General features: G+C 63.8%; 25 protein-coding genes and 2 tRNA genes. 13 read left to right on the top strand and 14 right to left on the bottom strand.

Annotated features, from left to right (window positions below; all coding sequences use genetic code 11):
• Positions 1-259, bottom strand: a 259-nt coding sequence (locus BM436_RS17310) for a transposase (protein WP_177307285.1), incomplete at its 3' end; no start/stop codon positions are given.
• 174 nt (positions 260-433) lie between these two features.
• Here BM436_RS17310 and BM436_RS17305 point away from each other — a divergent pair.
• Positions 434-1,408 carry a patatin-like phospholipase family protein gene (locus BM436_RS17305; protein WP_093556774.1) on the top strand — a complete coding sequence of 325 codons (975 nt, stop codon included), beginning with the start codon at positions 434-436 and terminating at the stop codon, positions 1,406-1,408.
• 62 nt (positions 1,409-1,470) lie between these two features.
• Positions 1,471-1,881: a GlcG/HbpS family heme-binding protein gene (locus BM436_RS17300; RefSeq protein ID WP_093556773.1), complete on the top strand. Its 411-nt coding sequence runs from the start codon at positions 1,471-1,473 to the stop codon at positions 1,879-1,881.
• A gap of 1 nt (position 1,882) precedes the next feature.
• Here BM436_RS17300 and BM436_RS17295 read toward each other — a convergent pair whose 3' ends face one another.
• The 3 genes from BM436_RS17295 to BM436_RS17285 form a co-directional block, all read right to left on the bottom strand.
• The gene (locus BM436_RS17295; protein WP_093556772.1) at positions 1,883-3,358 is read right to left on the bottom strand and encodes an ATPase domain-containing protein; all 1,476 of its coding nucleotides are present in this window, start codon (positions 3,356-3,358) and stop codon (positions 1,883-1,885) included.
• Positions 3,355-3,771, bottom strand: coding sequence for a hypothetical protein (locus BM436_RS17290; protein WP_093556771.1), 417 nt, complete (start codon positions 3,769-3,771; stop codon positions 3,355-3,357). Before BM436_RS17290 ends, BM436_RS17295 begins: the two co-directional genes overlap by 4 nt.
• 82 nt (positions 3,772-3,853) lie before the next feature.
• Positions 3,854-4,828: a sensor histidine kinase gene (locus BM436_RS17285; protein ID WP_177307283.1), complete on the bottom strand. Its 975-nt coding sequence runs from the start codon at positions 4,826-4,828 to the stop codon at positions 3,854-3,856.
• 336 nt (positions 4,829-5,164) lie between these two features.
• On the opposite strand from BM436_RS17285, the gene carA reads away from it, so the two are divergent.
• The 4 genes from carA (at position 5,165) to BM436_RS17265 (ending at position 10,583) form a co-directional block, all read left to right on the top strand.
• Positions 5,165-6,325, top strand: a complete 1,161-nt coding sequence (gene carA, locus BM436_RS17280) for a glutamine-hydrolyzing carbamoyl-phosphate synthase small subunit (protein WP_093556769.1) — start codon at positions 5,165-5,167, stop codon at positions 6,323-6,325.
• Between the two features lie 4 nt (positions 6,326-6,329).
• Positions 6,330-9,560 carry a carbamoyl-phosphate synthase large subunit gene (carB, locus tag BM436_RS17275; protein ID WP_093556768.1) on the top strand — a complete coding sequence of 1,077 codons (3,231 nt, stop codon included), beginning with the start codon at positions 6,330-6,332 and terminating at the stop codon, positions 9,558-9,560.
• 94 nt (positions 9,561-9,654) lie between these two features.
• Positions 9,655-10,131, top strand: a complete 477-nt coding sequence (greA, locus tag BM436_RS17270; RefSeq protein ID WP_093556767.1) for a transcription elongation factor GreA — start codon at positions 9,655-9,657, stop codon at positions 10,129-10,131.
• On the top strand, positions 10,131-10,583 hold the full coding sequence (locus BM436_RS17265; RefSeq protein WP_093556766.1) for a DUF4149 domain-containing protein: 453 nt from the start codon (positions 10,131-10,133) through the stop codon (positions 10,581-10,583). Before greA ends, BM436_RS17265 begins: the two co-directional genes overlap by 1 nt.
• A gap of 61 nt (positions 10,584-10,644) precedes the next feature.
• Here BM436_RS17265 and yhbY read toward each other — a convergent pair whose 3' ends face one another.
• The gene (yhbY, locus tag BM436_RS17260) at positions 10,645-11,112 is read right to left on the bottom strand and encodes a ribosome assembly RNA-binding protein YhbY (protein WP_093556765.1); all 468 of its coding nucleotides are present in this window, start codon (positions 11,110-11,112) and stop codon (positions 10,645-10,647) included.
• 41 nt (positions 11,113-11,153) lie between these two features.
• Here yhbY and BM436_RS17255 point away from each other — a divergent pair, with 41 nt between their 5' ends.
• The 7 genes from BM436_RS17255 to BM436_RS36265 all read left to right on the top strand — a co-directional run bounded on the left by BM436_RS17255 (position 11,154) and on the right by BM436_RS36265 (position 17,140).
• A complete protein-coding gene (locus BM436_RS17255) occupies positions 11,154-11,837 on the top strand; it encodes an RlmE family RNA methyltransferase (protein WP_093556764.1) in 684 nt (227 codons plus the stop codon).
• A gap of 181 nt (positions 11,838-12,018) precedes the next feature.
• Positions 12,019-13,902, top strand: a complete 1,884-nt coding sequence (ftsH, locus tag BM436_RS17250) for an ATP-dependent zinc metalloprotease FtsH (protein WP_093556763.1) — start codon at positions 12,019-12,021, stop codon at positions 13,900-13,902.
• 65 nt (positions 13,903-13,967) lie between these two features.
• Positions 13,968-14,801 carry a dihydropteroate synthase gene (folP, locus tag BM436_RS17245; protein ID WP_093556762.1) on the top strand — a complete coding sequence of 278 codons (834 nt, stop codon included), beginning with the start codon at positions 13,968-13,970 and terminating at the stop codon, positions 14,799-14,801.
• 21 nt (positions 14,802-14,822) lie between these two features.
• Positions 14,823-16,172 (top strand): phosphoglucosamine mutase, encoded by a 1,350-nt coding sequence (gene glmM / locus BM436_RS17240; protein ID WP_093556761.1) that lies wholly within the window; start codon positions 14,823-14,825, stop codon positions 16,170-16,172.
• Positions 16,173-16,226: 54 nt separating this feature from the next.
• Positions 16,227-16,303 (top strand) — tRNA-Pro (locus tag BM436_RS17235).
• A 90-nt stretch (positions 16,304-16,393) separates the two neighbouring features.
• A tRNA-Arg gene (locus BM436_RS17230) sits at positions 16,394-16,470 on the top strand.
• An 88-nt stretch (positions 16,471-16,558) separates the two neighbouring features.
• Positions 16,559-17,140: a hypothetical protein gene (locus BM436_RS36265; RefSeq protein ID WP_143133205.1), complete on the top strand. Its 582-nt coding sequence runs from the start codon at positions 16,559-16,561 to the stop codon at positions 17,138-17,140.
• A 9-nt stretch (positions 17,141-17,149) separates the two neighbouring features.
• Here BM436_RS36265 and BM436_RS17225 read toward each other — a convergent pair whose 3' ends face one another.
• The 9 genes from BM436_RS17225 to BM436_RS36255 all read right to left on the bottom strand — a co-directional run bounded on the left by BM436_RS17225 (position 17,150) and on the right by BM436_RS36255 (position 23,600).
• Positions 17,150-17,716, bottom strand: coding sequence for a recombinase family protein (locus tag BM436_RS17225; protein WP_093556760.1), 567 nt, complete (start codon positions 17,714-17,716; stop codon positions 17,150-17,152).
• Between the two features lie 962 nt (positions 17,717-18,678).
• Entirely contained in the window at positions 18,679-19,866 is a 1,188-nt protein-coding gene (locus tag BM436_RS17220) for an AAA family ATPase (protein WP_229490389.1), read from the bottom strand.
• Between the two features lie 14 nt (positions 19,867-19,880).
• Complete coding sequence (locus BM436_RS17215) at positions 19,881-20,198, bottom strand: hypothetical protein (protein WP_093556759.1); 318 nt, start codon at positions 20,196-20,198, stop codon at positions 19,881-19,883.
• On the bottom strand, positions 20,195-20,449 hold the full coding sequence (locus BM436_RS17210) for a hypothetical protein (protein ID WP_093556758.1): 255 nt from the start codon (positions 20,447-20,449) through the stop codon (positions 20,195-20,197). Before BM436_RS17210 ends, BM436_RS17215 begins: the two co-directional genes overlap by 4 nt.
• Positions 20,446-20,667 carry a hypothetical protein gene (locus BM436_RS17205; protein WP_093556757.1) on the bottom strand — a complete coding sequence of 74 codons (222 nt, stop codon included), beginning with the start codon at positions 20,665-20,667 and terminating at the stop codon, positions 20,446-20,448. Before BM436_RS17205 ends, BM436_RS17210 begins: the two co-directional genes overlap by 4 nt.
• Positions 20,664-21,128: a hypothetical protein gene (locus tag BM436_RS17200; RefSeq protein ID WP_093556756.1), complete on the bottom strand. Its 465-nt coding sequence runs from the start codon at positions 21,126-21,128 to the stop codon at positions 20,664-20,666. Before BM436_RS17200 ends, BM436_RS17205 begins: the two co-directional genes overlap by 4 nt.
• Positions 21,125-21,328 (bottom strand): hypothetical protein, encoded by a 204-nt coding sequence (locus BM436_RS17195; RefSeq protein ID WP_093556755.1) that lies wholly within the window; start codon positions 21,326-21,328, stop codon positions 21,125-21,127. The genes BM436_RS17200 and BM436_RS17195 overlap by 4 nt, the downstream gene beginning before the upstream one ends.
• 494 nt (positions 21,329-21,822) lie before the next feature.
• A complete protein-coding gene (locus BM436_RS36260; protein ID WP_143133203.1) occupies positions 21,823-22,524 on the bottom strand; it encodes a hypothetical protein in 702 nt (233 codons plus the stop codon).
• Between the two features lie 839 nt (positions 22,525-23,363).
• Entirely contained in the window at positions 23,364-23,600 is a 237-nt protein-coding gene (locus BM436_RS36255; RefSeq protein WP_143133201.1) for a hypothetical protein, read from the bottom strand.
• Positions 23,601-23,620 lie beyond the last annotated feature (20 nt).

Below are 23,620 nucleotides of genomic sequence, written 5' to 3'. Positions count from 1 at the left end.
CGCACACATCCTCCCAGCCGCAACACAGCCCATAGATCCGCTGCGCAAGCAGGTCCCGCATGCTGTGTGCAACGCTGGCGCGACGGCGCTGGTCATCGAACACGCGCGCGATCGACTTGGTCAAGCCAATGCGTTGGTCGACCTGCCGCAGCAGCAGCACGCCACCATCACTGACGATATCGCCGCCATCGAATGCCGCCTCAATCACGCGGCGTCCGACCCTCCCCAAATCCACTGGTTCAACGGTACAATTTGGCATCGGCGGTCCTCGGTTGTTGTTAGGCGTGAGAACCAATAACAACGCGCTTCATGGCGTGGCCGCCGACCTCTTCTCATGAAATATCCGGGCTAGCGCGGCGCGGTTTCGGCGAGCCGTCCGGCGGGCTCGACTTTTGCGTTACAATCTGCCCGCTCCAACCGCGCAGATTGTCATATGTCCCTGAAACGCCTGTTCCTGTCCGCCCTGGCCGCCGTCGCGCTGGGCGGATGCTCCACCGCCCCCGTCACGCCGCCATCCGTGCCGCCCCCGGTCGTGCCCGCCAATCCGGCGGCCAGCGTGACCGCGCCCGCCACGCCGGTCAATCCGCTGGCCGGCACGCCGCAGGCGCCGTCGCTGCGCAAGATCAGGATCGGCCTGGCGCTGGGCGGCGGCGCCGCCCGCGGCTTCGCCCACATCGGCGTCATCAAGGCGCTGGAGGCGCAGGGCATCGTGCCCGACCTGGTGGTCGGCACCAGCGCAGGCAGCGTGGTCGGCGCCCTCTACGCGGCCGGCAACTCCGCCGCCGCGCTGCAGAAAATGGCCTACGACATGGACGAGGCCGCCATTTCCGACTGGGCCATGCCGCTGTTCGGCAAGTCCTCCGGCGTGCTAAAGGGCGAGGCGCTGCAGGCCTACGTCAACAAGGCGGTCGGCAACCGCCCCATCGAAAAACTCAAGATCCCCTTCGGCGCCGTCGCCTCCGACCTGAAAAACGGCCAGCCCGTGCTGTTCCAGCGCGGCAACACCGGCATGGCCGTGCGCGCCAGTTCCTCGGTGCCCGGCGTGTTCCAGCCGGTCGTGATCGGCAGCAAGACCTACGTCGACGGCGGCCTGGTGGCGCCGGTGCCGGTGCGCTTCGCGCGCGAAATGGGCGCCGACTTCATCATCGCCGTCAACATCTCGACCCAGACCGACGCCCAGGCGGCGGTCAGCTCGCTGGAGGTCATCATGCAGACCTTCAGCATCATGGGGCAGCGCATCAACCAGTACGAGCTGAAGGACGCCGACATCGTGATCCAGCCCCCGCTGGGTCGCATGGCCGGCAACGACTTCGGTAACCGCAGCAAGGCCATCCTGGCCGGCGAGCGCGCCACCAACGCGGTGATGGCGCAGATCAAGCAAAAGCTGAAGGCCCTGCGCGAGCAGTAGGCGGGCCGCCGCGCCCGCCGGCCGACATCCACCGTTCCACCCTATAAAAACCAGGAAGTATCATGCAGACCAAACCCGTGCTGACCCTCGAAGACGTGAAGAAAATCGCCGTAGCCGCCGAGGCGGAAGCGGTCGCCAACAAGTGGGCGGTGTCGATCGCCATCGTCGACGACGGCGGCCACCTGCTGTGGTTCCAGCGCCTGGACGGCGCGGCGCCGCTGTCCTCGCACATCGCCCCGGCCAAGGCGCGCACCTCGGCCCTGGGCCGCCGCGAAACCAAGGTCTATGAGGAAATGATCAACAACGGCCGCGTGTCCTTCATCGGCGTGCCGAACGTGGACGGCCCGCTCGAGGGCGGCGTGCCCATCGTCGTCGACGGCCACGTGATCGGCGCGGTCGGCGTGTCGGGTGTGAAGTCGAACGAGGACGCGCAGATCGCCAAGGCCGGCATCGCCGCGCTGCCGGCGGCCTAGGCTAGAACTGGGCGTCGGCCTGGCCCTGGCCCGCGACGCGGGCGGGCTGGCCGGACAGGATGCCCTCGTAGCCCGCCAGCGGCGCGCCGATCCGGATGCCGTCGCCATCGATTTCGAAGAAGCGGATGTCCTTGCTGTGCGCGCTGGCGCGCACCTTGACGACGGCGATCACGCGCTGCAGGCGGCTCTCGATTTCGACATAGCGCTGCATCACGATGGCGTCGGCCAGGAAGGCGTTGCCGTACGAGCTGAAGCTGAGCGCGGTGTAGCGGTCCTCCAGCTCGGCCGTCATCAGCACCGTCACGCCCATGCCGGTCAGCACCGCGATCAGGCGGTACAGCGACTCGCGGAAGTCATCGCGGAACATCGCCGCCAGCGCCAGCTCGAAGCCCGACAGCGAGTCGATCACGACCCGCTTGGCCTTCATGCGCACGATCATGGCCACCATGTCGTGCAACACCTCGTCGATCGACATGTCCAGCGTGCGCGTGTCGATCATGCCCACCTGGCCGCTGCGCACCAGGTCGTTGAGCTGCCGGCTCAGCAGCTGGTTCGGGCTTTTCTCGAACGCCGCGATGACCCCCGGCTCGCCGTTGCGCACGCCCTCGGCCAGGAACTGGGTCGCCAGCACCGTCTTGCCGGAGCCGGACGGCCCCACCAGCAGCATCGAGTAGGCCGCCGGCAGGCCGCCGCCCAGCATGCTGTCCAGCTCGGGCACGCCCATCGAGACGCGCTCGTTGCCCGTGATCGCGGCGTCGTGCGCGCTGTCCGGCCGCAGCATGGCGCGCGGGAAGATCTGCACGCCTTGCTCGTTGATGCGGAAGGTGTGCACGCCCAGCGTCTGCGCCTGGCCGCGCATTTTCACCACCTGGATCTTGCGCACCATGGAGTCGCGCTGCACCTGCTGCGACAGCCACAGGATGCCGTCGGCCACGGTGAAGATCGGGCTGGACTCGGCCTCCGGCGCCAGGTATTCGCCGATCAGGAAGGTGGTCGCCAGCCAGCCGGTCATCTGCATGCCCAGTTGCTGCACGAAGTGCTGCAGGCCGGCGGTGCCATCGTCCATCGCGCGCGACGATTGCGCCACCGAGCGGAAGGAATCGACAAACACCAGGCTGGGCTGGAAGGCCGCGACCTCGGCCGCGATGCGCGCCAGCACTCGCTCGAAATCGCCGTCCAGCAGGTCGGCCGCCAGGTTGACGAACTTGATCGACTGGTTGACCTTGGCGATGTCGAAGAAGGGGAACTGCTGCTGGTAGCGCAGCATCTTCAGCGGCGGCTCGCCCAGCACCGTGAAGAACAGCGCGCGGCGCTCCGGCGTGGCCAGCGAAAACATGATCTGGTGGGCCAGCGTGGTCTTGCCGCTGCCCGGCGTGCCGGCCAACAGGTTGAACGAGTATTCGGGAACGCCGCCGCCCAGCAGCTGGTCCAGCCCCGGCACGCCCGTCGGCAGCCTTTGTATGATTACTTTGTTCATTTGGGAAGCTCCGTTCCAGCATGGTTCTCAACGTCATCGCCCCAGGCTTCGCGCAGGATGCTGGTTGTTAAGAGTTCGCCTATCAGTAAGATGAGGGTGTCGAGAAAGCCGCACAGCAGGGCCGTGCTGGCGGGGGCGGCCTGGGCGGGATCGCATCGCCGCAGCGCCTGTTCAAGTTCGGTGAAGGCCGCGCCGCACGGCAGCGCGTCGTGCAGCGGCAGCCAGCCGTGCTCGCTTCGGGCCACGTGCAGGCTGCGCAGATACAGCGCCATGAAGCCGCCTTCGCCGATGACGGGACTGAGCCGGCTGGCCAGGCGCTGCCACAGCAGCGCGCTGGTGCCCGCCACGTCGTCCGGCTGGCGCAGGACGGCCTTGGCGATCAGTTGGTGCCGCTGTGGGGTGCTGGTGGCCATGAGTCAGTCTTCTTTGCTGCCCGGCCGCGGAAGGGGGGCGACGGTGAGCGAGTATAGCACCGGGCGGCCCCGGCCCGGGCGCTCATTCGGGGGCATGGCTGGCGTGCGCCGGCAGGCTGACTGTGAACCGGCTGCCCAGGCCGGGCCCGGCGCTGTGCACGCCGGCTGAGCCGCCGTGCAACTCGCAGATCGCGCGCACCAGCGCCAGGCCGATGCCCAGTCCGGCCCGCACCTGGTCGTGCGGAATCTCGCCCTGCGTGAACAGGTCGAAGATGCGCGGCTGCAGCGCGAGGGGGATGCCGGCGCCGTTGTCCTCCACATGGATCTCGACCATGCCGCCTTGCAGTTCGGCGGTCACGGTGATGGCGCCGCCGTCGCCCGTGAATTTGCTGGCGTTGATCAGCAGGTTGCTGAACACCTGGGTCAGCCGCACCATGTCGCCCGTCAACCGCACCGGCACGTCCGGCAAGGCCAGGCGGATCGCCTGCCTGCGCCGCTCGAACAGGGGCAGCGTGGTTTCCAGTGCGGCGTCCAGGATGTCGGCCAGTGTGACGGATTGCGGCGCGATGGTCAGCTTGCCGGCCCGCATGCGGCCCACGTCGAGCAGGTCGTCCACCAGGCGCGCCATGTGGCTGGTCTGGCGCTGGATCACGGCGTGCAGCCGCGGCAGGTCCGGATGGGCTCCGCTGAGACGGCCGATCAGCTCGTTCGCCACGGCCACCGGCTGCAGCGGATTGCGCAGCTCGTGCGCCAGCATGGCCATGAACTCCGATTGCCTGCGGTTGGCGGTCTCGGCGCGGTTCTGCATGTCCTGCGCGCCGAACGTGGCCAGTATCAGGTGCTCGTTGGCTTCGCGCAGGCGCGGCACCTGCGTGGCCAGGGTCAGCAGCAGTTGCTGCTTCTCCGCGTTTTGTTGGTGCACGAGCAGCAGCAGTTCATCGATGGTGTCGCGCAAGCGCGTGAGTTCGGCGGTGTGGACGGTGTGCAGCGCGGCCGGTTCGGATGTCGCCGGCGGAGGGGCCGGAGGCGACGGCGCGGGGGGCTCAAGATTGCTCAATGGGAAGCCTTGCATGGTGGGAGCGGCCCGCGTCCACGATGGACACGGGCCTGGTCTCCCCACCATACGCTAATTTCTGGCTAATCTTATTGTATTTGTAATCATGCGCGGAGTCGGGGCGCGGCCCGCGGCTATCGGCGGCCCCATCCGGTCCGCGGCGCCATTGCCGGACGGCGATCTTTGGGTTATAATTCAAAGGTTTAGCCAATTACACATCGACCGTAGCGCCTACCTCACACTCCATCATCATCTGACCCGCCCGCCCGGCAAAACGCCCGGGTTCCATGCTGGTCGTCTGACGTGGCGCCGCTACGGTAACTTTATCAGGAGTTGCCCTTGCCGCCATTTTTTTCTGGCCCCGCCGTCCCAGCCATTCTGGCCCTTGCTGACGGCACCATTTTCAAAGGTTTTTCCATCGGCGCGGTCGGTCACACGACAGGCGAAGTGGTGTTCAACACTTCCATGACCGGCTACCAGGAAATCCTGACCGACCCCAGCTATTGCCGCCAGATCGTCACCCTGACGTATCCGCACATCGGCAATTACGGCGTCAATCCTGAAGACGTCGAATCGACCAGGGTCCACGCCGCCGGCCTGATCATCCGCGACCTGCCGCTGCTGGCCTCGAATTTCCGTTCCACCCAATCGCTGTCCGACTACCTGAAGGCCGAGAACATCGTCGCCATCGCCGGCATCGACACCCGCAAGCTGACGCGCCTGCTGCGCGAAAAGGGCGCGCAGAGCGGCGCCATCGTCACTGGCACCCAGGGCAAGGAACCCTCCGTCGAGCAGGCGCTGGAACTGGCGCGCTCCTTCCCCGGCCTGTCCGGCATGGACCTGGCCAAGGTGGTCTCCACCAAGGAAGCCTACGAATGGACCGAAACCGAGTGGAAACTCGGCGAGGGCTACGGCAAGCTGGCCGATCCCAAATTCCACGTGGTGGCCTTCGACTACGGCGTCAAGCGCAACATCCTGCGCATGCTGACCGCGCGCGGCTGCAAGGTGACCGTGCTGCCGGCCCAGGCGACCGCCGAGGAGGCGCTGGCGCTGAACCCGGACGGCATCTTCCTGTCCAACGGCCCCGGCGACCCGGAGCCGTGCGACTACGCCATCAAGGCGACCCGCGAGCTGATGGCCAGGGGCATCCCCGTGTTCGGCATCTGCCTGGGCCACCAGATCATGGCGCTGGCCTCCGGCGCCAAGACGCTGAAGATGAAGTTCGGCCACCACGGCGCCAACCACCCGGTGCAGGACCTGGACAGCAAGCAGGTCCTGATCACGTCGCAGAACCACGGCTTCGCGGTGGACGCCGCGACCCTGCCGGCCAACTGCCGCGTGACCCACAATTCGCTGTTCGACGGTTCGCTGCAGGGCTTCGCCCGCACCGACACCCCGGCGTTCTGCTTCCAGGGCCACCCGGAAGCGTCGCCCGGTCCCACCGACGTCGCCTACCTGTTTGACCGCTTCATCACCATGATGGCAGCGGTGGAGAAATAATAAGATGCCAAAACGTTTAGACATTAAAAGTATTCTGATCATCGGCGCCGGCCCCATCGTCATCGGCCAGGCCTGCGAGTTCGACTATTCCGGCGCCCAGGCCTGCAAGGCCCTGCGCGAAGAGGGTTACAAGGTCATTCTGGTCAACAGCAATCCGGCGACCATCATGACCGACCCGGAAATGGCCGACGTCACCTACATCGAGCCGATCACCTGGCAAGTCGTGGAACGCATCATCGCCAAGGAAAAGCCGGACGCGATCCTGCCGACCATGGGCGGCCAGACCGCGCTGAACTGCGCGCTGGACCTGCACCGGCACGGCGTGCTGGACAAGTACAAGGTCGAGCTGATCGGCGCCACGCCGGAAGCCATCGACAAGGCCGAGGACCGCTCCAAGTTCAAGGACGCGATGACCAAGATCGGCCTGGGCTCGGCGAAATCGGGCGTGTCGCACACCATGGAGGAATCCTGGGCCGTGCAGCGCACGCTGGGCTTCCCCGTCATCATCCGCCCCTCGTTCACGATGGGCGGCACCGGCGGCGGCATCGCCTACAACGAGGAGGAGTTCGAGGCCATCTGCAAGCGCGGCCTGGAAGCCTCGCCGACCTCCGAACTGCTGATCGAGGAATCGCTGATCGGCTGGAAAGAGTACGAGATGGAAGTGGTGCGCGACAAGGCGGACAACTGCATCATCATCTGCTCGATCGAAAACCTGGATCCGATGGGCGTGCACACCGGCGACTCGATCACCGTGGCCCCGGCGCAGACGCTGACGGACAAGGAATACCAGATCATGCGCAACGCCTCGCTGGCCGTGCTGCGCGAGATCGGCGTGGACACCGGCGGTTCCAACGTGCAGTTCTCGATCAACCCGAAAGACGGCCGCATGATCGTCATCGAGATGAACCCGCGCGTGTCGCGTTCGTCCGCGCTGGCCTCGAAGGCGACCGGCTTCCCGATCGCGAAAGTGGCGGCCAAGCTGGCCGTCGGCTTCACGCTGGACGAGCTGCGCAACGAGATCACCGGCGGCGCGACCCCGGCCTCGTTCGAGCCTTCGATCGACTACGTGGTCACCAAGGTGCCGCGCTTCACGTTCGAGAAGTTCCCGACCGCCGACCACCACCTGACCACCCAGATGAAATCCGTCGGTGAAGTGATGGCCATCGGCCGCAACTTCCAGGAATCCTTCCAGAAGGCGCTGCGCGGCCTGGAAGTGGGCGTGGACGGCATGAACGAGAAGACCAAGGACCGCGAGAAGATCGAAGAGGAACTGGGCGAGCCCGGTCCCGAGCGCATCTGGTACGTGGGCGACGCCTTCGCCCAGGGCTTCACCCTGGAGGAAGTGCACGCGCTGACCCACATCGATCCGTGGTTCCTGATCCAGATCAAGGAGATCGTGGACCTGGAGCTGTGGCTGGACACGCAGAAGCTGGACAACCTGGACAAGAACACCCTGTACAAGCTGAAACAGAAGGGCTTCTCGGACCGCCGCCTGGGCTTCCTGCTGCAGACCACCGACACCGCCGTGCGCAACCAGCGCCACGCGCTGAACATCCGTCCGGTGTACAAGCGCGTGGACACCTGCGCCGCCGAGTTCTCGACCGACACCGCGTACATGTACTCGACCTACGACGAGGAATGCGAGTCCAACCCGACCGACAAGAAGAAGATCATGGTGCTGGGCGGTGGCCCGAACCGCATCGGCCAGGGCATCGAGTTCGACTACTGCTGCGTGCACGCGGCGCTGGCGATGCGCGAGGACGGCTACGAGACCATCATGGTCAACTGCAATCCCGAGACCGTGTCGACCGACTACGACACCTCCGACCGCCTGTACTTCGAGTCGCTGACCCTGGAAGACGTGCTGGAAATCGTGGCGCTGGAAAAACCGGTGGGCGTGATCGTGCAGTACGGCGGCCAGACCCCGCTGAAACTGGCGCTGGACCTGGAAGCGAACGGCGTGCCGATCATCGGCACCTCGCCCGACATGATCGACGCCGCCGAGGACCGCGAGCGCTTCCAGAAGCTGCTGCAGGACCTGGGCCTGCGCCAGCCGCCGAACCGCACCGCGCGCACCGAGGCCGAGGCCTTGACCCTGGCGCAGGAAATCGGCTACCCGCTGGTGGTCCGTCCCTCCTACGTGCTGGGCGGCCGCGCGATGGAAATCGTGCACGAGCAGCGCGACCTGGAACGCTACATGCGCGAAGCGGTCAAGGTGTCGAACGACTCGCCGGTGCTGCTGGACCGCTTCCTGAACGACGCCATCGAGTGCGACGTGGACTGCATCTCCGACGGCGAGACCACCTTCATCGGCGGCGTGATGGAACACATCGAACAGGCCGGCGTGCACTCGGGCGACTCCGCCTGCTCGCTGCCGCCGTATTCGCTGTCCGACGAGACCATCGCCGAACTGAAACGCCAGACCTCGCTGATGGCCAAGGGCCTGAACGTGGTCGGCCTGATGAACGTGCAGTTCGCGATCCAGAAGCAGGAAATCGACGGCGAACTGAAAGACGTGGTGTTCGTGCTGGAAGTGAACCCGCGCGCCTCGCGCACCGTGCCGTACGTGTCGAAGGCGACCGGCCTGCAGCTGGCCAAGATCGCCGCGCGCTGCATGGTCGGCCAGTCGCTCGAATCGCAGGGCGTCACCAAGGAAGTCGTGCCGCCGTACTACAGCGTCAAGGAAGCCGTGTTCCCGTTCGTGAAATTCCCGGGCGTGGACACCATCCTGGGCCCCGAGATGAAATCGACGGGCGAAGTGATGGGCGTGGGCATGACCTTCGGCGAGGCCTTCGTGAAATCGCAACTGGGCGCCGGCATCAACCTGCCGAAGTCGGGCAAGGTGTTCCTGTCGGTGAAGGCGTCCGACAAGCCGCGCGCCGTGAAAGTGGCGCGCGACCTGGTCGACGCCGGCTTCACGCTGGTGGCCACCAAGGGCACCGCCGCCGTCATCACGGCGGCCGGCATCCCGGTCACCGCGGTGAACAAGATGGTCGAGGGCCGTCCGCACATCGTGGACATGATCAAGAACCACGAGATCGCGCTGGTCATCAACACGGTGGAGGAGAAGCGCAGCGCCATCACCGATTCGCGCGCGATCCGCACCTCGTCGCTGGCCGCCCGCGTGACGACCTACACCACCATCGCCGGCGCGGAAGCGGCTGTCGAGGGCATCCGCCATCTGGACGAGTTGCGCGTGTACGATTTACAAGGGCTGCATAAAACCTTACACTAAGCTCCTTTAGACGTACGCAGTAAAAACATAACCACGGAGCCCGCGCCGAAGCATGGCGCGGGCTCTGTGCTTTTCGTAACTTAGAGAGACCAACATGACTTCAGTTCCATTGACCAAATTTGGCGCCGAGCTCCTGAAAGAAGAGCTGCATCAGTTGAAGACCAAGGAGCGCCGCATTGTGATCGACGCGATCGCCGAAGCGCGTTCGCACGGTGACCTGTCCGAAAACGCCGAATACGACGCTGCCAAGGAGCGCCAGGCGTTCGTGGAAGGCCGCATCGCGGAACTGGAAGGCAAACTGAGCGCCGCGCAGATCATCGACCCCACCCAGCTGGACGCCGAAGGCCGCGTGGTCTTCGCCTCCACCGTGGACCTGGAAGACCTGGATTCGGGCCAGAAGGTGACCTACCAGATCGTCGGCCTCGACGAGGCGGACCTGAAACTGAGCAAGGTGTCGGTGACCTCGCCGATCGCCCGCGCGCTGATCGGCAAGTCGGCCGGCGACGTGGTGGAAGTGCAGGCGCCGTCCGGCCCGCGCGAATACGAGATCCTGGAAGTGCGCTACATCTGATGGCGCCCATTTTGCCCAAGGCCCGTTTGCTGGTGGCCGCCCTGTGGGCGGGCAGCCTGTGGGCCGTGGGCTACTTGGTGGCGCCCACGCTGTTCGCCACTTTGAGCGACCGGGTGCTGGCCGGCACCATCGCCGGCGCCATGTTCCACTCGATGGCGCTGCTGTCGCTGGGCTGCGGCCTGGCCATGCTGTTGCTGCTGTGGCGCGGCACGCAAGGCTGGGACGGCAAGCGCCGCCGCGGCATGCTGGCGTTGATCGTGGTGATGGTGATGTGCACGGTGGTCAGCCATTTCGGGCTGCAGCCGATGATGGCCGAACTGCGCGCGGCGGCCGGGCCGGCCGGCGTGATGGAATCTGCGGCGAAAAGCCGCTTCGGCATGCTGCACGGTGTTTCGAGTATGATCTACCTGGTTCAGAGCCTGCTGGCGGGCTGGCTGGTCCTGAAACAGTAAACCAAGTGCAAATTCCGGGGTCAGACCCCATGGGTCTGACCCCAGCCCCTCGGGGCTGGTTTTAACCCAACGACGACTTCTTGGTGCTCTTCTGGCGTACCTTGGCGCGCTTGATGGTGCCGCCCTCGGTGACGCGTTCGTTCCCCTTCAGCATGACCTTGCTCACGGACGGCTTCTTGGTGCCGCTCGCGCTCGGCTTGACGATGGTGACCATGCGCATGCCCTTGCCGGCCTTCGAGCTGCGTTCCTTTTCCACTTCCTTTTTCGGGCGGTACAGGACCAGCAGCTTGCCGATGTGTTGCACGGGCGCCGCCTCCAGCTCTTCGCAGATGGATTCGTACATGGCGACGCGGGCTTCGCGGTCGTCGCCGAACACGCGCACCTTGATCAGGCCGTGGGAGTCGAGGCCCAGCTCGATTTCCTTCATGACGGCAGGGGTCAATCCCGATTCGCCTATCATGACGACAGGTTTCAGGCCGTGGGCCTCGGCGCGCAATGCGGCGCGTTCAACGGGTGTAAGTTTTATCATAATATTTTTCGGTGGTTCTCTAAAGGCAGTATTCTACGCGAATGGCAAAGAAGAAATTAAACAAAAACTGGTTGCACGACCATATAAATGATCCCTACGTGAAGGCGGCCCAGAAAGACGGCTACCGCGCCCGTGCGGCCTACAAGCTCAAGGAAATCGACGAGGACGAGAAGCTGGTCAAGCCCGGCCAGGTCATCGTCGACCTCGGCTGCACCCCCGGCAGCTGGGCGCAATACGTGCGCCGCAAGCTGGCCGGCAAGGACGGCGGCGGCATCAACGGCACCATGATCGGCCTCGACATCCTGCCGATGGAGCCGATCGCCGACGTGCAGTTCATCCAGGGCGATTTCCGCGAACAGGAGATCCTCGAGGAGCTGGGCCGGGTGCTGCAGGGCCGCCAGGTCGACCTGGTGCTGTCGGACATGGCGCCCAACCTGTCCGGCATCGCGCTGTCCGACGCGGCCCGCATGGAGGACCTGATCGACATCGCCATCGAGTTCGCCCAGCTGCACATGAAGCCGGGCGGCGCGCTGCTGGTGAAGTGCTTCAAGGACATGGGATTCAGCCAGATCGTCGAGAAATTCCGCAGGGAATTCAAAACCGTGGTGCAGAAAAAGCCCAAGGCCAGCCGCGATAAATCATCGGAAATCTTTCTGCTGGGGCGCGGATTGAAGAATCCGGTTGAAAATAAGGCCAATCCGGCGCAATCCGCCCTTGATATTTGATACCCTAGCCGCACATCGGGCGGGTAGTGGCGGATTTCGCACGCGATTTCCGCCCCCGCGGGCAGGCACAGAGCCGGATTTGTGCACCTTGGGGCAGGTTTATGGCACGGGCGGCTTATTACGAGTAAAATCGTTGTTCTAGCTATCGGTCAGAGATGCGCCCAGCATTGAAGGAGTTTTCGTGAATAACATGTTTTCTAAATCAGCCATTTGGGTCGTCGTTGCCCTGCTATTATTCATGCTGTTTAAGCAATTCGAGAATCATGGCATGGCGGCCGGTTCCAAGGCCATCGCTTATTCCGACCTGCTGGATGAAGTAAAAGCCAAACGCGTCAAGGAAGTCGTGATCGAGGGCAGCACCATCACCGCCACCCGCGTCGACGACACCAAGGTCCGCACCACCTCCACCTATCTCGACCGCGGTCTGATCGGCGACCTGCGCGACAACGGCGTGCGCTTCGACGTCAAGCCGCCGGAGGAGCCATCGTTCCTGCAGCAGGTGTTCGTGTCGTGGTTCCCGATGCTGCTGCTGATCGGCGTGTGGATCTTCTTCATGCGGCAGATGCAGGGCGGCGGCAAGGGCGGCGCGTTCTCCTTCGGCAAATCGAAGGCGCGCATGCTGGACGAGACCAACAACACCGTCACCTTCGGCGACGTGGCCGGCTGCGACGAGGCGAAAGAGGAAGTGACCGAGATCGTCGACTTCCTGAAGGACCCCACCAAGTTCCAGAAACTGGGCGGCCGCATTCCACGCGGCGTGCTGATGGTCGGCCCCCCCGGCACCGGTAAGACGCTGCTGGCGCGCGCCATCGCCGGCGAGGCGAAAGTGCCGTTCTTCTCGATCTCCGGTTCGGACTTCGTCGAAATGTTCGTCGGCGTGGGCGCGTCCCGCGTGCGCGACATGTTCGAGAACGCCAAGAAGCATTCCCCCTGCATCATCTTCATCGACGAGATCGACGCCGTCGGCCGCCACCGCGGCGCCGGCATGGGCGGCGGCAACGACGAGCGCGAACAGACGCTGAACCAGCTGCTGGTGGAAATGGACGGCTTCGAGGCCTCGTCCGGCGTGATCGTGATCGCCGCCACCAACCGCGCCGACGTGCTGGACAAGGCGCTGCTGCGTCCGGGCCGCTTCGACCGCCAGGTTTCGGTGGGCCTGCCGGACATCCGCGGCCGCGAGCAGATCCTGAACGTGCACATGCGCAAAGTGCCGATCGGCACCGACGTCAAGGCCGACATCCTGGCCCGCGGCACCCCCGGCTTCTCCGGCGCCGACCTGGCCAACCTGGTCAACGAGGCCGCGCTGTTCGCCGCGCGCCGCTCCAAGCGCCTGGTCGACATGCAGGACTTCGAGGACGCCAAGGACAAGATCTTCATGGGCCCGGAACGCAAGTCCATGGTGATCCGCGAGGAAGAGCGCCGCAACACGGCCTACCACGAGTCCGGCCACGCCGTCGTCGCCAAGCTGTTGCCGAAGGCCGATCCGGTGCACAAGGTCACCATCATGCCGCGCGGCTGGGCCCTGGGCCTGACCTGGCAGCTGCCCGAGCACGACAACATCTCCGGCTACAAGGACAAGATGCTGGAAGAGATCTCCATCCTGTTCGGCGGCCGCATCGCCGAGGAGATCTTCGTCGGCCAGATGTCGACCGGCGCCTCGAACGACTTCTCGCGCGCCACCAAGCTGGCCCGCTCGATGGTGACCCGCTTCGGCATGTCCGACGCGCTGGGCGTCATGGTCTACGAGGACACCCAGAACGAGGGCTTCCTGGGCGGCACCAACAAGACCATCTCGGAGGCGACCCAGCAAAAGGTCGACGCGGAAATCCGCAACATCCTGGACACGCAATACGCCGCGGCCCGCAAGCTGCTGGAAGACAACCGCGACAAGGTCGAGGCGATGACCAAGGCGCTGCTGGAATGGGAAACCATCGACGCGGACCAGATCAACGACATCATGGCCGGCAACGAGCCGCGTCCGCCGAAGGCCGGCGTGACCTTGCGCAAGCAGCCTAGCGGCGGCGACGGCCCGGGCGTGTCGCCCAACGCGACCGCGCCGGCGTAAGCGTCCAGCCGTACACGAAGGGTGAGGAGCGATCCTCACCCTTTTTTCATTTGTCCCGGATAACCATGCAACAGACCATACCCTTCGGCCGCTTCAACCTGCCGCTGCATCCCGCCGGCGCCCTCGTCATGGGCATTCTCAACGTCACCCCCGACTCCTTCTCCGACGGCGGCCAGCATCATTCGCTGGAGTTCGCGCTGGCCCACGCCGAACAGATGATCGAGCAGGGCGTGGACATCATCGACATCGGCGGCGAGTCCAGCCGCCCGGGCGCGCCGGCCGTGTCCCTGGAGGACGAGCTGCGGCGCGTGATGCCGGTGCTGTACGCGCTGCGCGACTGCGGCCGCGCCGTCTCGGTCGACACCTGCAAGCCGCAGGTGATGCGCGAGGCCGTGCTGGCGGGGGTGGACATGATCAACGACATCAACGCCTTCCGCGCCGACGGCGCCATCGCAGCGGTGCGCGACAGCGATTGCGCGTTGTGTATCATGCACATGCGCGGCGAACCGGCCACCATGCAACAGCGGCCCGAATACGGCGACGTGGTGCGCGAGGTCACCGACTTCCTGCGCGGGCGCATCGCCGCGCTGACGGCGGCCGGCATTGAGCGGCGTCGACTCTGGATCGATCCGGGATTTGGCTTTGGCAAGACTGTCGAGCATAATTATGCTTTGATCAAGGCCGGCCGCCGCATGGTGGACGAGCTCGGCGTGCCGCTGCTGGCGGGGCTGTCGCGCAAGTCCATGATCGGGGCGGTCACCGGCAAGCCGGTGGAGCAGCGCATGGCCGGCAGTGTCGGCGGCGCGCTGGCGGCCGTCGCCCACGGCGCGAAAATAGTCAGGGTGCACGACGTCGCGGAGACGGTGGACGCCCTCAAGGTATGGCAGGCAGCAAACTAACCGGATAAAGAGAACACAAACATGGCACGCAAATATTTCGGCACCGACGGCGTACGCGGTCTGGTCGGCGTTTCCCCCATCACGCCCGATTTCGTCATGCGCCTGGGCTACGCCGCGGGCAAGGTCCTGGCCAAGAACAAGGACGGCGCGGCGCGTCCGGCGGTCCTGATCGGCAAGGACACCCGCATTTCCGGCTACATGCTGGAGGCGGCGCTGGAGGCCGGCTTCTCGGCCGCCGGCGTGGACGTCAAGCTGGCCGGCCCGATGCCGACCCCGGCCATCGCCTACCTGACGCGCGCGCTGCGGCTGTCGGCCGGCGTCGTCATCTCGGCCTCGCACAACCCCTTCCAGGACAACGGCATCAAGTTCTTCTCCGGCCAGGGCACCAAGCTGCCGGACGCGGTGGAGTTCGACATCGAGGCCCAGCTGGACTTGCCGATGGAATGCGTGGAACCGCGCAAGCTGGGCCGCGCCAAGCGCCTGGACGACGCCCAGGGCCGCTACATCGAATTCTGCAAGAGCACCTTCCCCAACGCGCTGGACCTGCGCGGCCTGAAGATCGTGGTCGACTGCGCGCACGGCGCCGCCTACAACATCGCGCCGCACGTGTTCCATGAACTGGGCGCCGAGGTGATCGCCATCGGCAACCAGCCGGACGGTTTCAACATCAACGACGGCTACGGCGCCACCGCGCCGGCCGCGATGGCCGCCGCCGTCGTCGAGCACGGCGCCGACCTGGGCATCGCGCTGGACGGCGACGCCGACCGCCTCATCATGTGCGACGCCAGGGGCCGCCTGTACAACGGCGACGAGCTGCTGTACGTGATGGTGATGGACCGCTGCGCCACCGGCCAGGTGGACGGCGCGGTCGGCACCCTGATGACCAACATGGCGCTGGAAGTGGCATTCAAGGAAAAGGGCATCGGCTTCGCGCGCGCCAAGGTGGGCGACCGCTACGTGCTGGAAGTGATGCAGGAGCGCGGCTGGATCCTGGGCGGCGAGGGCTCGGGCCACCTGCTGGCGCTGGACAAGCACACCACCGGCGACGGCATCGTGTCCTCGCTGCAAGTGCTGTCCGCGCTCAAGCGCAGCGGCAAGTCGCTGGAGCAGTGCGCGGCCGAGCTGGTGCTGTTCCCGCAGACGCTGATCAACGTGCGCGTGCCGGCCGGCTTCGACTGGCTGAAGAACCCGGCCATGGTGGCGGAGAAGGAAGCCGTCGAGCGCGAACTGGGCGACACCGGCCGCGTGCTGATCCGCGCCTCCGGCACCGAGCCGCTGATCCGCGTGATGGTCGAGGCGCGCGACGCCGACGCGGCGCAGAGCCTGGCGCGCCGCATCGCCGACAAGGTCGACGCCAAGCTTGCGGCCTAAAAGACTCCCCGTCGCATTGACGCCCGGGGGGCGGAGGTAGTATCATACGTCCATCGGAGTGTAGCGCAGCCCGGTAGCGCACCTGGTTTGGGACCAGGGGGTCCAAGGTTCGAATCCTTGTACTCCGACCAAAATTTGAAGCGGGTTGTCGAGAGACAATCCGCTTTTTCATTTGGGCTTTTCATTTCCGCGAACCAATCGGTTCGCGATCAAATCCATTACTGCCCATAGCTCAGTTGGATAGAGCATCGGCCTTCTAAGCCGAGGGTCGCAGGTTCGATTCCTGCTGGGCAGACCAATAAAATCAAGAACTTATCTGATATTTTCTAATTTAAACTTGTATCAGTTTTTTCCATGTAGGCGCTGTGTAGGTTTTCGGAGGTGGTATGGCAAAGAAATATTTACCTGTTGGCACGCACGCACTCGCAGCCCGACAGGCTATTGCTCACGCAAATATAGCTCGTAGCATGCTCGCGGCAATTGAGCAACCGGGCGCACCTGATAACGACCCTGGCGAACTGCTTGCATTGCTCATGAATGCAGCATTTTCTGTCGAACTGTTTTTCAAAGCCTTGATGCTGGGAGCCAGGAACGGCGAAGTTACGTTAGGCCATCCACTCGTTGCATTGCTGGAAGAATTTCCCGCTGAGTTCAGGGAATCGTTTGAGGCAAAATATGCGAGATGGGCAGTTGGCAGGGAAACTAAGGTGCACTATGTTGCATTGCGGTTGAGTGCTAGCGCGCCGGAAACGCCAGACCATACACCGTCCTGTGCATTTGCGTCGTTCACTGAGGCAATTGCATCGCTGTCAGACGTCTTTGTCAAAGCAAGGTATTTCTTCGAGGAAGTGAAACCGGAAGGCTGGGCAATTATTGTGCTTCCGGAGCATTCTCTGATTGGCATATTGGAAACGCTAGAGGCTTCGTACCAGGACTTGTTGGCTGGAAGATTCGGGGCACTCGAATAGCCGAGGGAATTAACTCGGCTTCACCACGCCTAGGATGTTGGCGCGCGATACGGCATATTGCCGTGCCAGTGCGCTGATGCTCTCGCCAGCCGAGTACTTGGCCACGATGTCCGCACGCTGCTCAGGCGTCGTCTTCGACGGCCGGCCCAGCGTCTTGCCTTCGCTCTTGGCGCGCGCCAGCCCGGCTTGCGTCCGCTCCACCAGCAAGTCCCGCTCCATTTCCGCGACGGCCGCCAGCATGGTCAGCATCATCTTGCCCGCCGGTGAGGCCAGGTCCAGCTTGCCCAGCTGGAGCACGATGACGGCAATCTTGCGCTTGGCCAGCAGCTTGACGGTGGCGCCCACGTCCTGCGCGTCGCGGCCCAGGCGGTCCAGCTTGGCCACCACCAGCGTTTCACCATTGCGAATCTGGTTCAGCAGCGCAGCGAACTGCGGGCGCTGGCTGGCGCTGGTCTTCCCGCTGATGGTGTCGGCAAACCAGTAATCGACCTGGTGGCCGGCGGCTTCGATTTCGATGCGCTGGTTGTCTGCGCTCTGCTCGCTGGTGCTGACCCGGCCGTATGCGAAGGTTGCCATGCTGCTCTCCCGTTCAAGACTGTTAGAAAACGGTGTCAGAATATACTGACCTGTTAGATATTGCAACCCCTATCTTTCCAACATGGATTTGGTTTACCTTTCTCTACTGTTGGAAATCGTTCGTTTTCTAACAGGGGCGTCCTGAGTTTGAGGATGCCCCCCCGGCATGGCCGCCAATTACTGGTAGCGGCTGGACTGGACTTTGGTCAGCCCCATTTCAGCCAGCGTTGGGGTATCGCGGTCGCATCGTTCGACCGCGATGGCTACGGTGCTACCAGCGGCACCGCGGTTCTTTTCTGTTTGCGCCAGCATCTCCCCGCACTTTCGCTCCGCCCGGACCAGCGCCAGCGGCACGGCCCAAAAGCTCGGGGCGTGTCACGCCCTCCGAAGGCCTTGCAAGGGCCTCCGAAGGGCTGGCGGGTAGATACGGACAAATCCCGGATGTGGGGCCTCCGCAAAGTTGCGGAGGTGTCGCGCGCGGCGCCGGGCGGCTAATTGTGAGTCCCAGCCACAATTAAATGCGCCGTGCCCGGCAACCTGGCGGCACTTCCTTTGGTCGCCAGTTGAACGCATGGCAGCGGCGCGCCGTCGATTTCTGTAAATCCGGGAAAATCCCGGAATGAGATTCGCACCTATGTTCACTCGCAAGCTGTGGCGTGCGGCGGCCCATGATTTCGGGCGGTCGCGGCAGACCAGCGCCAGCCGCTGGCGTCAAATACCGGGAAATCTGGTAATTGGCCAAGACAATGACCGTCTGCGCAAAATTGAGCACATGGTGGCGCCGGACGCCGCCGCAAGCGGAAAGGGTGGCATTTCACCATCCACCCTTGCAACTACCGGAAATCCGGTAGTTTCCTCAAATGCAACTACGGGAATTACCGTAGTTTGCCAGCGCGCTGCTGGCGCTGTATGGATATCCAGTCCCTGCACGAAGGGAGCGCCAAAGGGAGCGAAGGGAGCGCTTATTTTTCTGCGCTCCCTTCGCTCCCTTCGTGCTCCCTTCGGGGGATGGCGCTCGGCAGGCACCAGGCCCAGGCACCGCCCATGCTGAGTTTCACGGCCTCGATTCCAAGCGATTTCTTCAGGCGCTTAGCCGCATCCCAGGAATGCCCGGCATCGCGGACTTCACCCTGCAGTTGCTTCGCGGTCATTCTGCCGCCGGCATCGGTCAGCGTGTCAATCAGCATCCGCTCCAGGTCGTCGCGCGCGCCGCCGTCTTCCTCGCTGTCGTCGTGCTCTACGTCGCCCAGGATTTCCCGGGCCGTGCCCTCGATGACGCCATCCCACTCCGCGCGGGTCGTCTCGATGCCGCCGGCGATGGCCACCAGCTGGAGCGAATAGGCAATGCCGCCATCGTCCGGTGCAATGTTCGACTTCGCCCTGGCCATGACGCGGCGGTTGCTCCCTTCCTCTTTCGCCGTCACCAGTACCATGCGGGCGAGCGCGCCGAAGGCCTGGGAGCCGATTACCCGGTCCTGCGGCGCCTTGCCGGCGCCACCCTTGGCGAAGTGGGTAATGCCGATGACGGCGCAACCATGCGCGTCCGCGAAGTCCACCACCGCCTGCAGGCTGCGCCGCACGTCATTGGCCCGGTGCATGTCGCCGGCCACCGCTGAGACAATCGGGTCTATCAGCAGCAGGCTGATGCCGCCCATCCCCTCAGCCACGCGGTGCAGGTCCGGGATGTCCTGCGACGGGTCGAAGGGAACGCTCTCGCCGTCCTGCGCAATGCCCTCGATGAAATGACAACGGCCGAGGTCGGCGCCGGCGGCAATCAGCCGCGGCACCAGCGTATCGTCGGCCACGTCCTCGCTGGACCATATCAGCACGTTGCCCCGGCCTTCGCACGCGCTACCGTCCGGCCAGCGCCCGCCGGCGGTGATGACGGCGGCCAGTGCCAGCGCCAGAGTGGTCTTGCCGGTACCGGCCGCACCGGCCAGTATTGTCAGCTTCCCCGCCGGCACCCAGCCGGGCCACAGCCAAGTGATGGGCAGTGGCCTTATATCGGCGCCGCACCGGATTTTCACGACGCGGGCGCCACGCTGCATGGCGCGGCCGGCGGGTGGCCCGGCCTGCTCCAGCTCGAGTCGCGCCGCGCGCGCCGTGTCTTCCTCCTTGCCCAGCGTGAAGCCCGCCAGCTGGTCGCTCATGGTTTTGTCCGCCATCATGATTTCGCCAGTCTCAGGAAGGCGGTGCGCTTGTGGTCGCTGTCAACCAGCAGCAGGCGCCGGGGCCGGGCCTGGTACAAGCGGTCGGACAGCGTGCGCAGTGCGCCGTACCGGGTGAGGTCGCCCGGGAACAGCAGGACGACATCCAGCCCGGCCACGGCGCGGCACTCGAGCGCCGTGGGCAGGTTGGCCGGGTCGATTGCGATGGCGTTTTGCTTGGGCGGCAGGAAGCCGACGCCCAGCCAAAGCACGCCGCCTACCGGCGCCAGGCCCAACTCCGTGCGGATGCGGGCGAGTTCGGCCAGCGTGGTCATGGCTTCCCTCCAGGCATGTCGAAATGGAGCGGTAGCAGATACAAAATGCGCGTCCGGCCAGGCTCTGCAATGAGGTCGATACTGCGCAAGGTTTGCTCCAGCGTGAACAGGCGCATTCCCGATGGTCCGTAAACTTCGACAATGACATCCGCCGCATCCTCCAGCGCAATATCGTTGCCGCCCAGGCGATACGGCGGGGGCGGGCCTACCTCGGGCGGCGCCGGCAGCGGGTAACGCGCGGCCGGGCTCATTTCGGTTCTCCTTCGTCGCCCACCAAGCGGATGCGCGGCGCGGCGGCCGGTTTGTCGGCCGGGTACATCTTTGCCACGGTGTTGGCGAAGTCCACGATGTCGGAGCGCCATTCCGGGGCGGTGGCGCGGTAGCGGGCCAGGATGCGCCGCTCCTCGCTGGTCAGCGTGCCGGGCACCAACGCCAGCGTGGCGGCCTCTCCCTTGGTCGGCGTCTTCATGGTGCACCGCCTTCCACCACCAGGGCGGCTATCTGGTCGGCGGCCTCGCGCATCAGCACCCCGTTGCGCATCGCGCAGGTGGTGAAGCATTCCACCGCGTCGACCGCGCTGCGCGTCGCCTGGTCCTGCGGCTTGATGCCGTCGAGCTTGTCGAAAACTTCCAGCAGCAGGATTTCCAGCCGGGCCGCGTGCGCGCTGATATCGCCGGCGTACTGGCGGATGGCCCCGCCGCCCAGCACCTGGCCGCTGGCGCTGGCCAGCTGGGCTTGCGCGGTCGCGGCCTCAATGACGGCCAGCCGCTCATTGGCGCGGGTCATGCCCTCGCCGGACACGCCGGCGGCGGCCAGTTGCTCGTGCACCTTCGATTTCTGCTGGATGGTCAAGGCGCCCAACATCGTCTTGATGATGGCGTGCGCGTGCTGGAGCTCGGTCAGCAGGGCCGGCGCGGTGGCGGCGCTCATGCTACACCTCGCAGCAGTGCGGCCAGGTCGTGCGCCAGCTCATCGGCAAAGCGCGTAGTCGTTTCAATGGTGGTTTGCTGGTCGGCGGCCGGCAGCAGGTGGACGGCGGACAGCAGGTTGGCAACGGCCTTTGCCTGCCAGCGAAGATGTTTGATGGTGTCGCGGCGCAGTTCTGCGGGCGTGGGGGTGCTATGGACCATAGTGGCCTCCAATGTCGGTTGATGAACCGCACATCCCGTCGCCAAACGGGGTGAGCAGCAAGTGGTGGGGTTGGCGAACCGGTGACAAAGGAAACCGGCATACCCGAAGGTATCCCCACCACCGCCGCTCATAGAGACGCAATGGTGCAACGGACGAAAAAAAGCCGCCTGGTGGCGGGTGTCCGCCTTTGCCGTTACCGAGTCGCCAAACCCGTGCCCTTTTTTTCGGGGCCTTTTTAGGATAGGTCAGCGACAGGTGGAACGTCAAGGCGTTTTCGTCGGGTATCGATTCTATCAGGAAATACTACCTAAATAGCAATATTGCGCTATTGATGAAAATGGCGGAAAAGCGGCGAATGGTCCAACCACCCGCCATACGCATGACGCTTATAGCTTCGGCGCTATTCGAGGGGAGTCAATCACCTTTCGCGGCTCCGGTGGAGGCGGAGGCGGTGGTGGAGGGGGCGGCGTTCTGCGCTCATCGGTGCTCATATTTACTTCCCGTTTGGTTTTGGTGGTGGGGCACTGGGCCTTACGCCTTCTTTAATTTCTCTTGCTGGAGGCGGAGGGGGTGGTGGTGGCGGCGTAACTCTATCATTTGGCATTAACGCTCCTTTCAGGATTATAGGGGTAACAATTGAAACCTCAACAGCTTTTGATTGCTTGGCCTTATCTAAATCACCAAAATAAAAGACAAGGAACGAAAAAAACGCGAAGCCAGTAGCAATTATTATAAATCCGTTCGCGTGGTGAATATTCAGAGAACGTTTGTCATTGCATTGACTATTAAATGATGCGTATTTTATGTAGTGCTCCATTAGATAATCATCAAATTTATCAATGGCTTGGGTAGCTCCGTCTCCATGGGTTGTGTAGTATTCCTGGAGTGCAATGCGATGCGTTTCATTAGTGCTAGCCGACGGCATAAAGCGATAATGATTGCCATGCCATGCTTTTATAAAGAAATATAGTGCGACCATTACCGCAATAACGGATAGCGTGAACAGAGAGATAAATGAGATGGAAATTAAATTAAATCCAGGATGCCCGTAATTCTGCAATAGGAAGGAAAGAGCGCCGACAAAAGCAACAATGATGGTTAAAGGGTTTTGCACACGAGCATTCAATTTTTCACGAGATTCAATCTCGTGTATATATTGCTTCTCGTAATGCTCTAATAATTGCTTTCTATCCATACGCGACATCAAGATGGTTGAGAATTTAGTATGCACCCATAGTTATCAACTGGCAACATTTTTTTGTGCTGCTGATGAACAAGTTTTCGAAATGCTTCCCAAAGGGTTCCGAGTGGGATTCAACCCCGGTAAATCCCTATCGCCGTCGGCGGGGCCCGCCATTGGCTGGTGCTGTCAGCGTTCGCTCTGCCCTGGCGCTGTGGCGGCCATGCGTCCGCATAGCGGTCCTAGATTCTCAGGAGCGCACGGCACGGCGGCCGGCTGGCGCTGGGCAGCAGCACAACCGAACCAAAACCGGATTGGTTCCCGATTGGGTACCGGCTGGGCACCGGCCGGGTTACGCGGGGCACGGTGGCGTTTCATGGTGTTACGTGGTGGTCCACCGATGGTGGTTCACTGCGCCGGCAATGCGTCGGCAGCGCCACCGCATTGCGTTCGCATGCGTTCCCGCGCGTTCGGGAGCGTTCGCAGGCCCTGCGAAGCCCCTTGTCAGCCCCTTCTGTGGGCCTTCCAGCGCCAGCCAGGCACGAAGCCACCGTCTGCCCAAATCTGGGCACACGGTCAGCGGGAAGGCTTCGGCAAAGGGTATCGAAAGGGTTCCAGAACTGTTCCATGACGCGTGCCGCGCGCGTGGGCCTCGCGTGATGCGCGCAGTTTTGCTCACATCCCCGGTAAATTCGTACCGCCCTTGCGCGGCATCGCGAAGCCTCGCGAATGTTCGCGCCGACCAGCGTCAGCACCGCCAAGTAAAACCGACGAATCGTAGGTTATGAACCATGGCGTCACGGTGATGCGGGAAGAATTTCCGGCATCTGCCGCTCCGGCCAGCGCTAGCCAATTTATGCCTCGACAGGTTCAATGGTACCGATTTCGTAACCGTAATGGTGAAGCAGGTATACGGATGGTTCAGGTTGACCACGCGGCATATCGATTAATAGAAAATTCTCTCCAAGCAGATGCGTCCGAACTCGAATTGCAGCGTCTTCTTTCGAGGGTACATTCGGCCACTCGATTTCAGTGATGCCTGTTCGTCCGTCACGATGCGTCCATTGAACACGCCAGTATTTTGCGGTCATCGTTAATCTCCAAAATGGTT

Source organism: Pseudoduganella namucuonensis, from assembly GCF_900116645.1.
In the GTDB taxonomy this organism is placed as follows: Bacteria; Pseudomonadota; Gammaproteobacteria; order Burkholderiales; family Burkholderiaceae_D; genus Rugamonas; species Rugamonas namucuonensis.
Note: the sequence above shows the minus strand (reverse complement) of the source record. Positions and strands in the feature narration are given on the sequence as shown.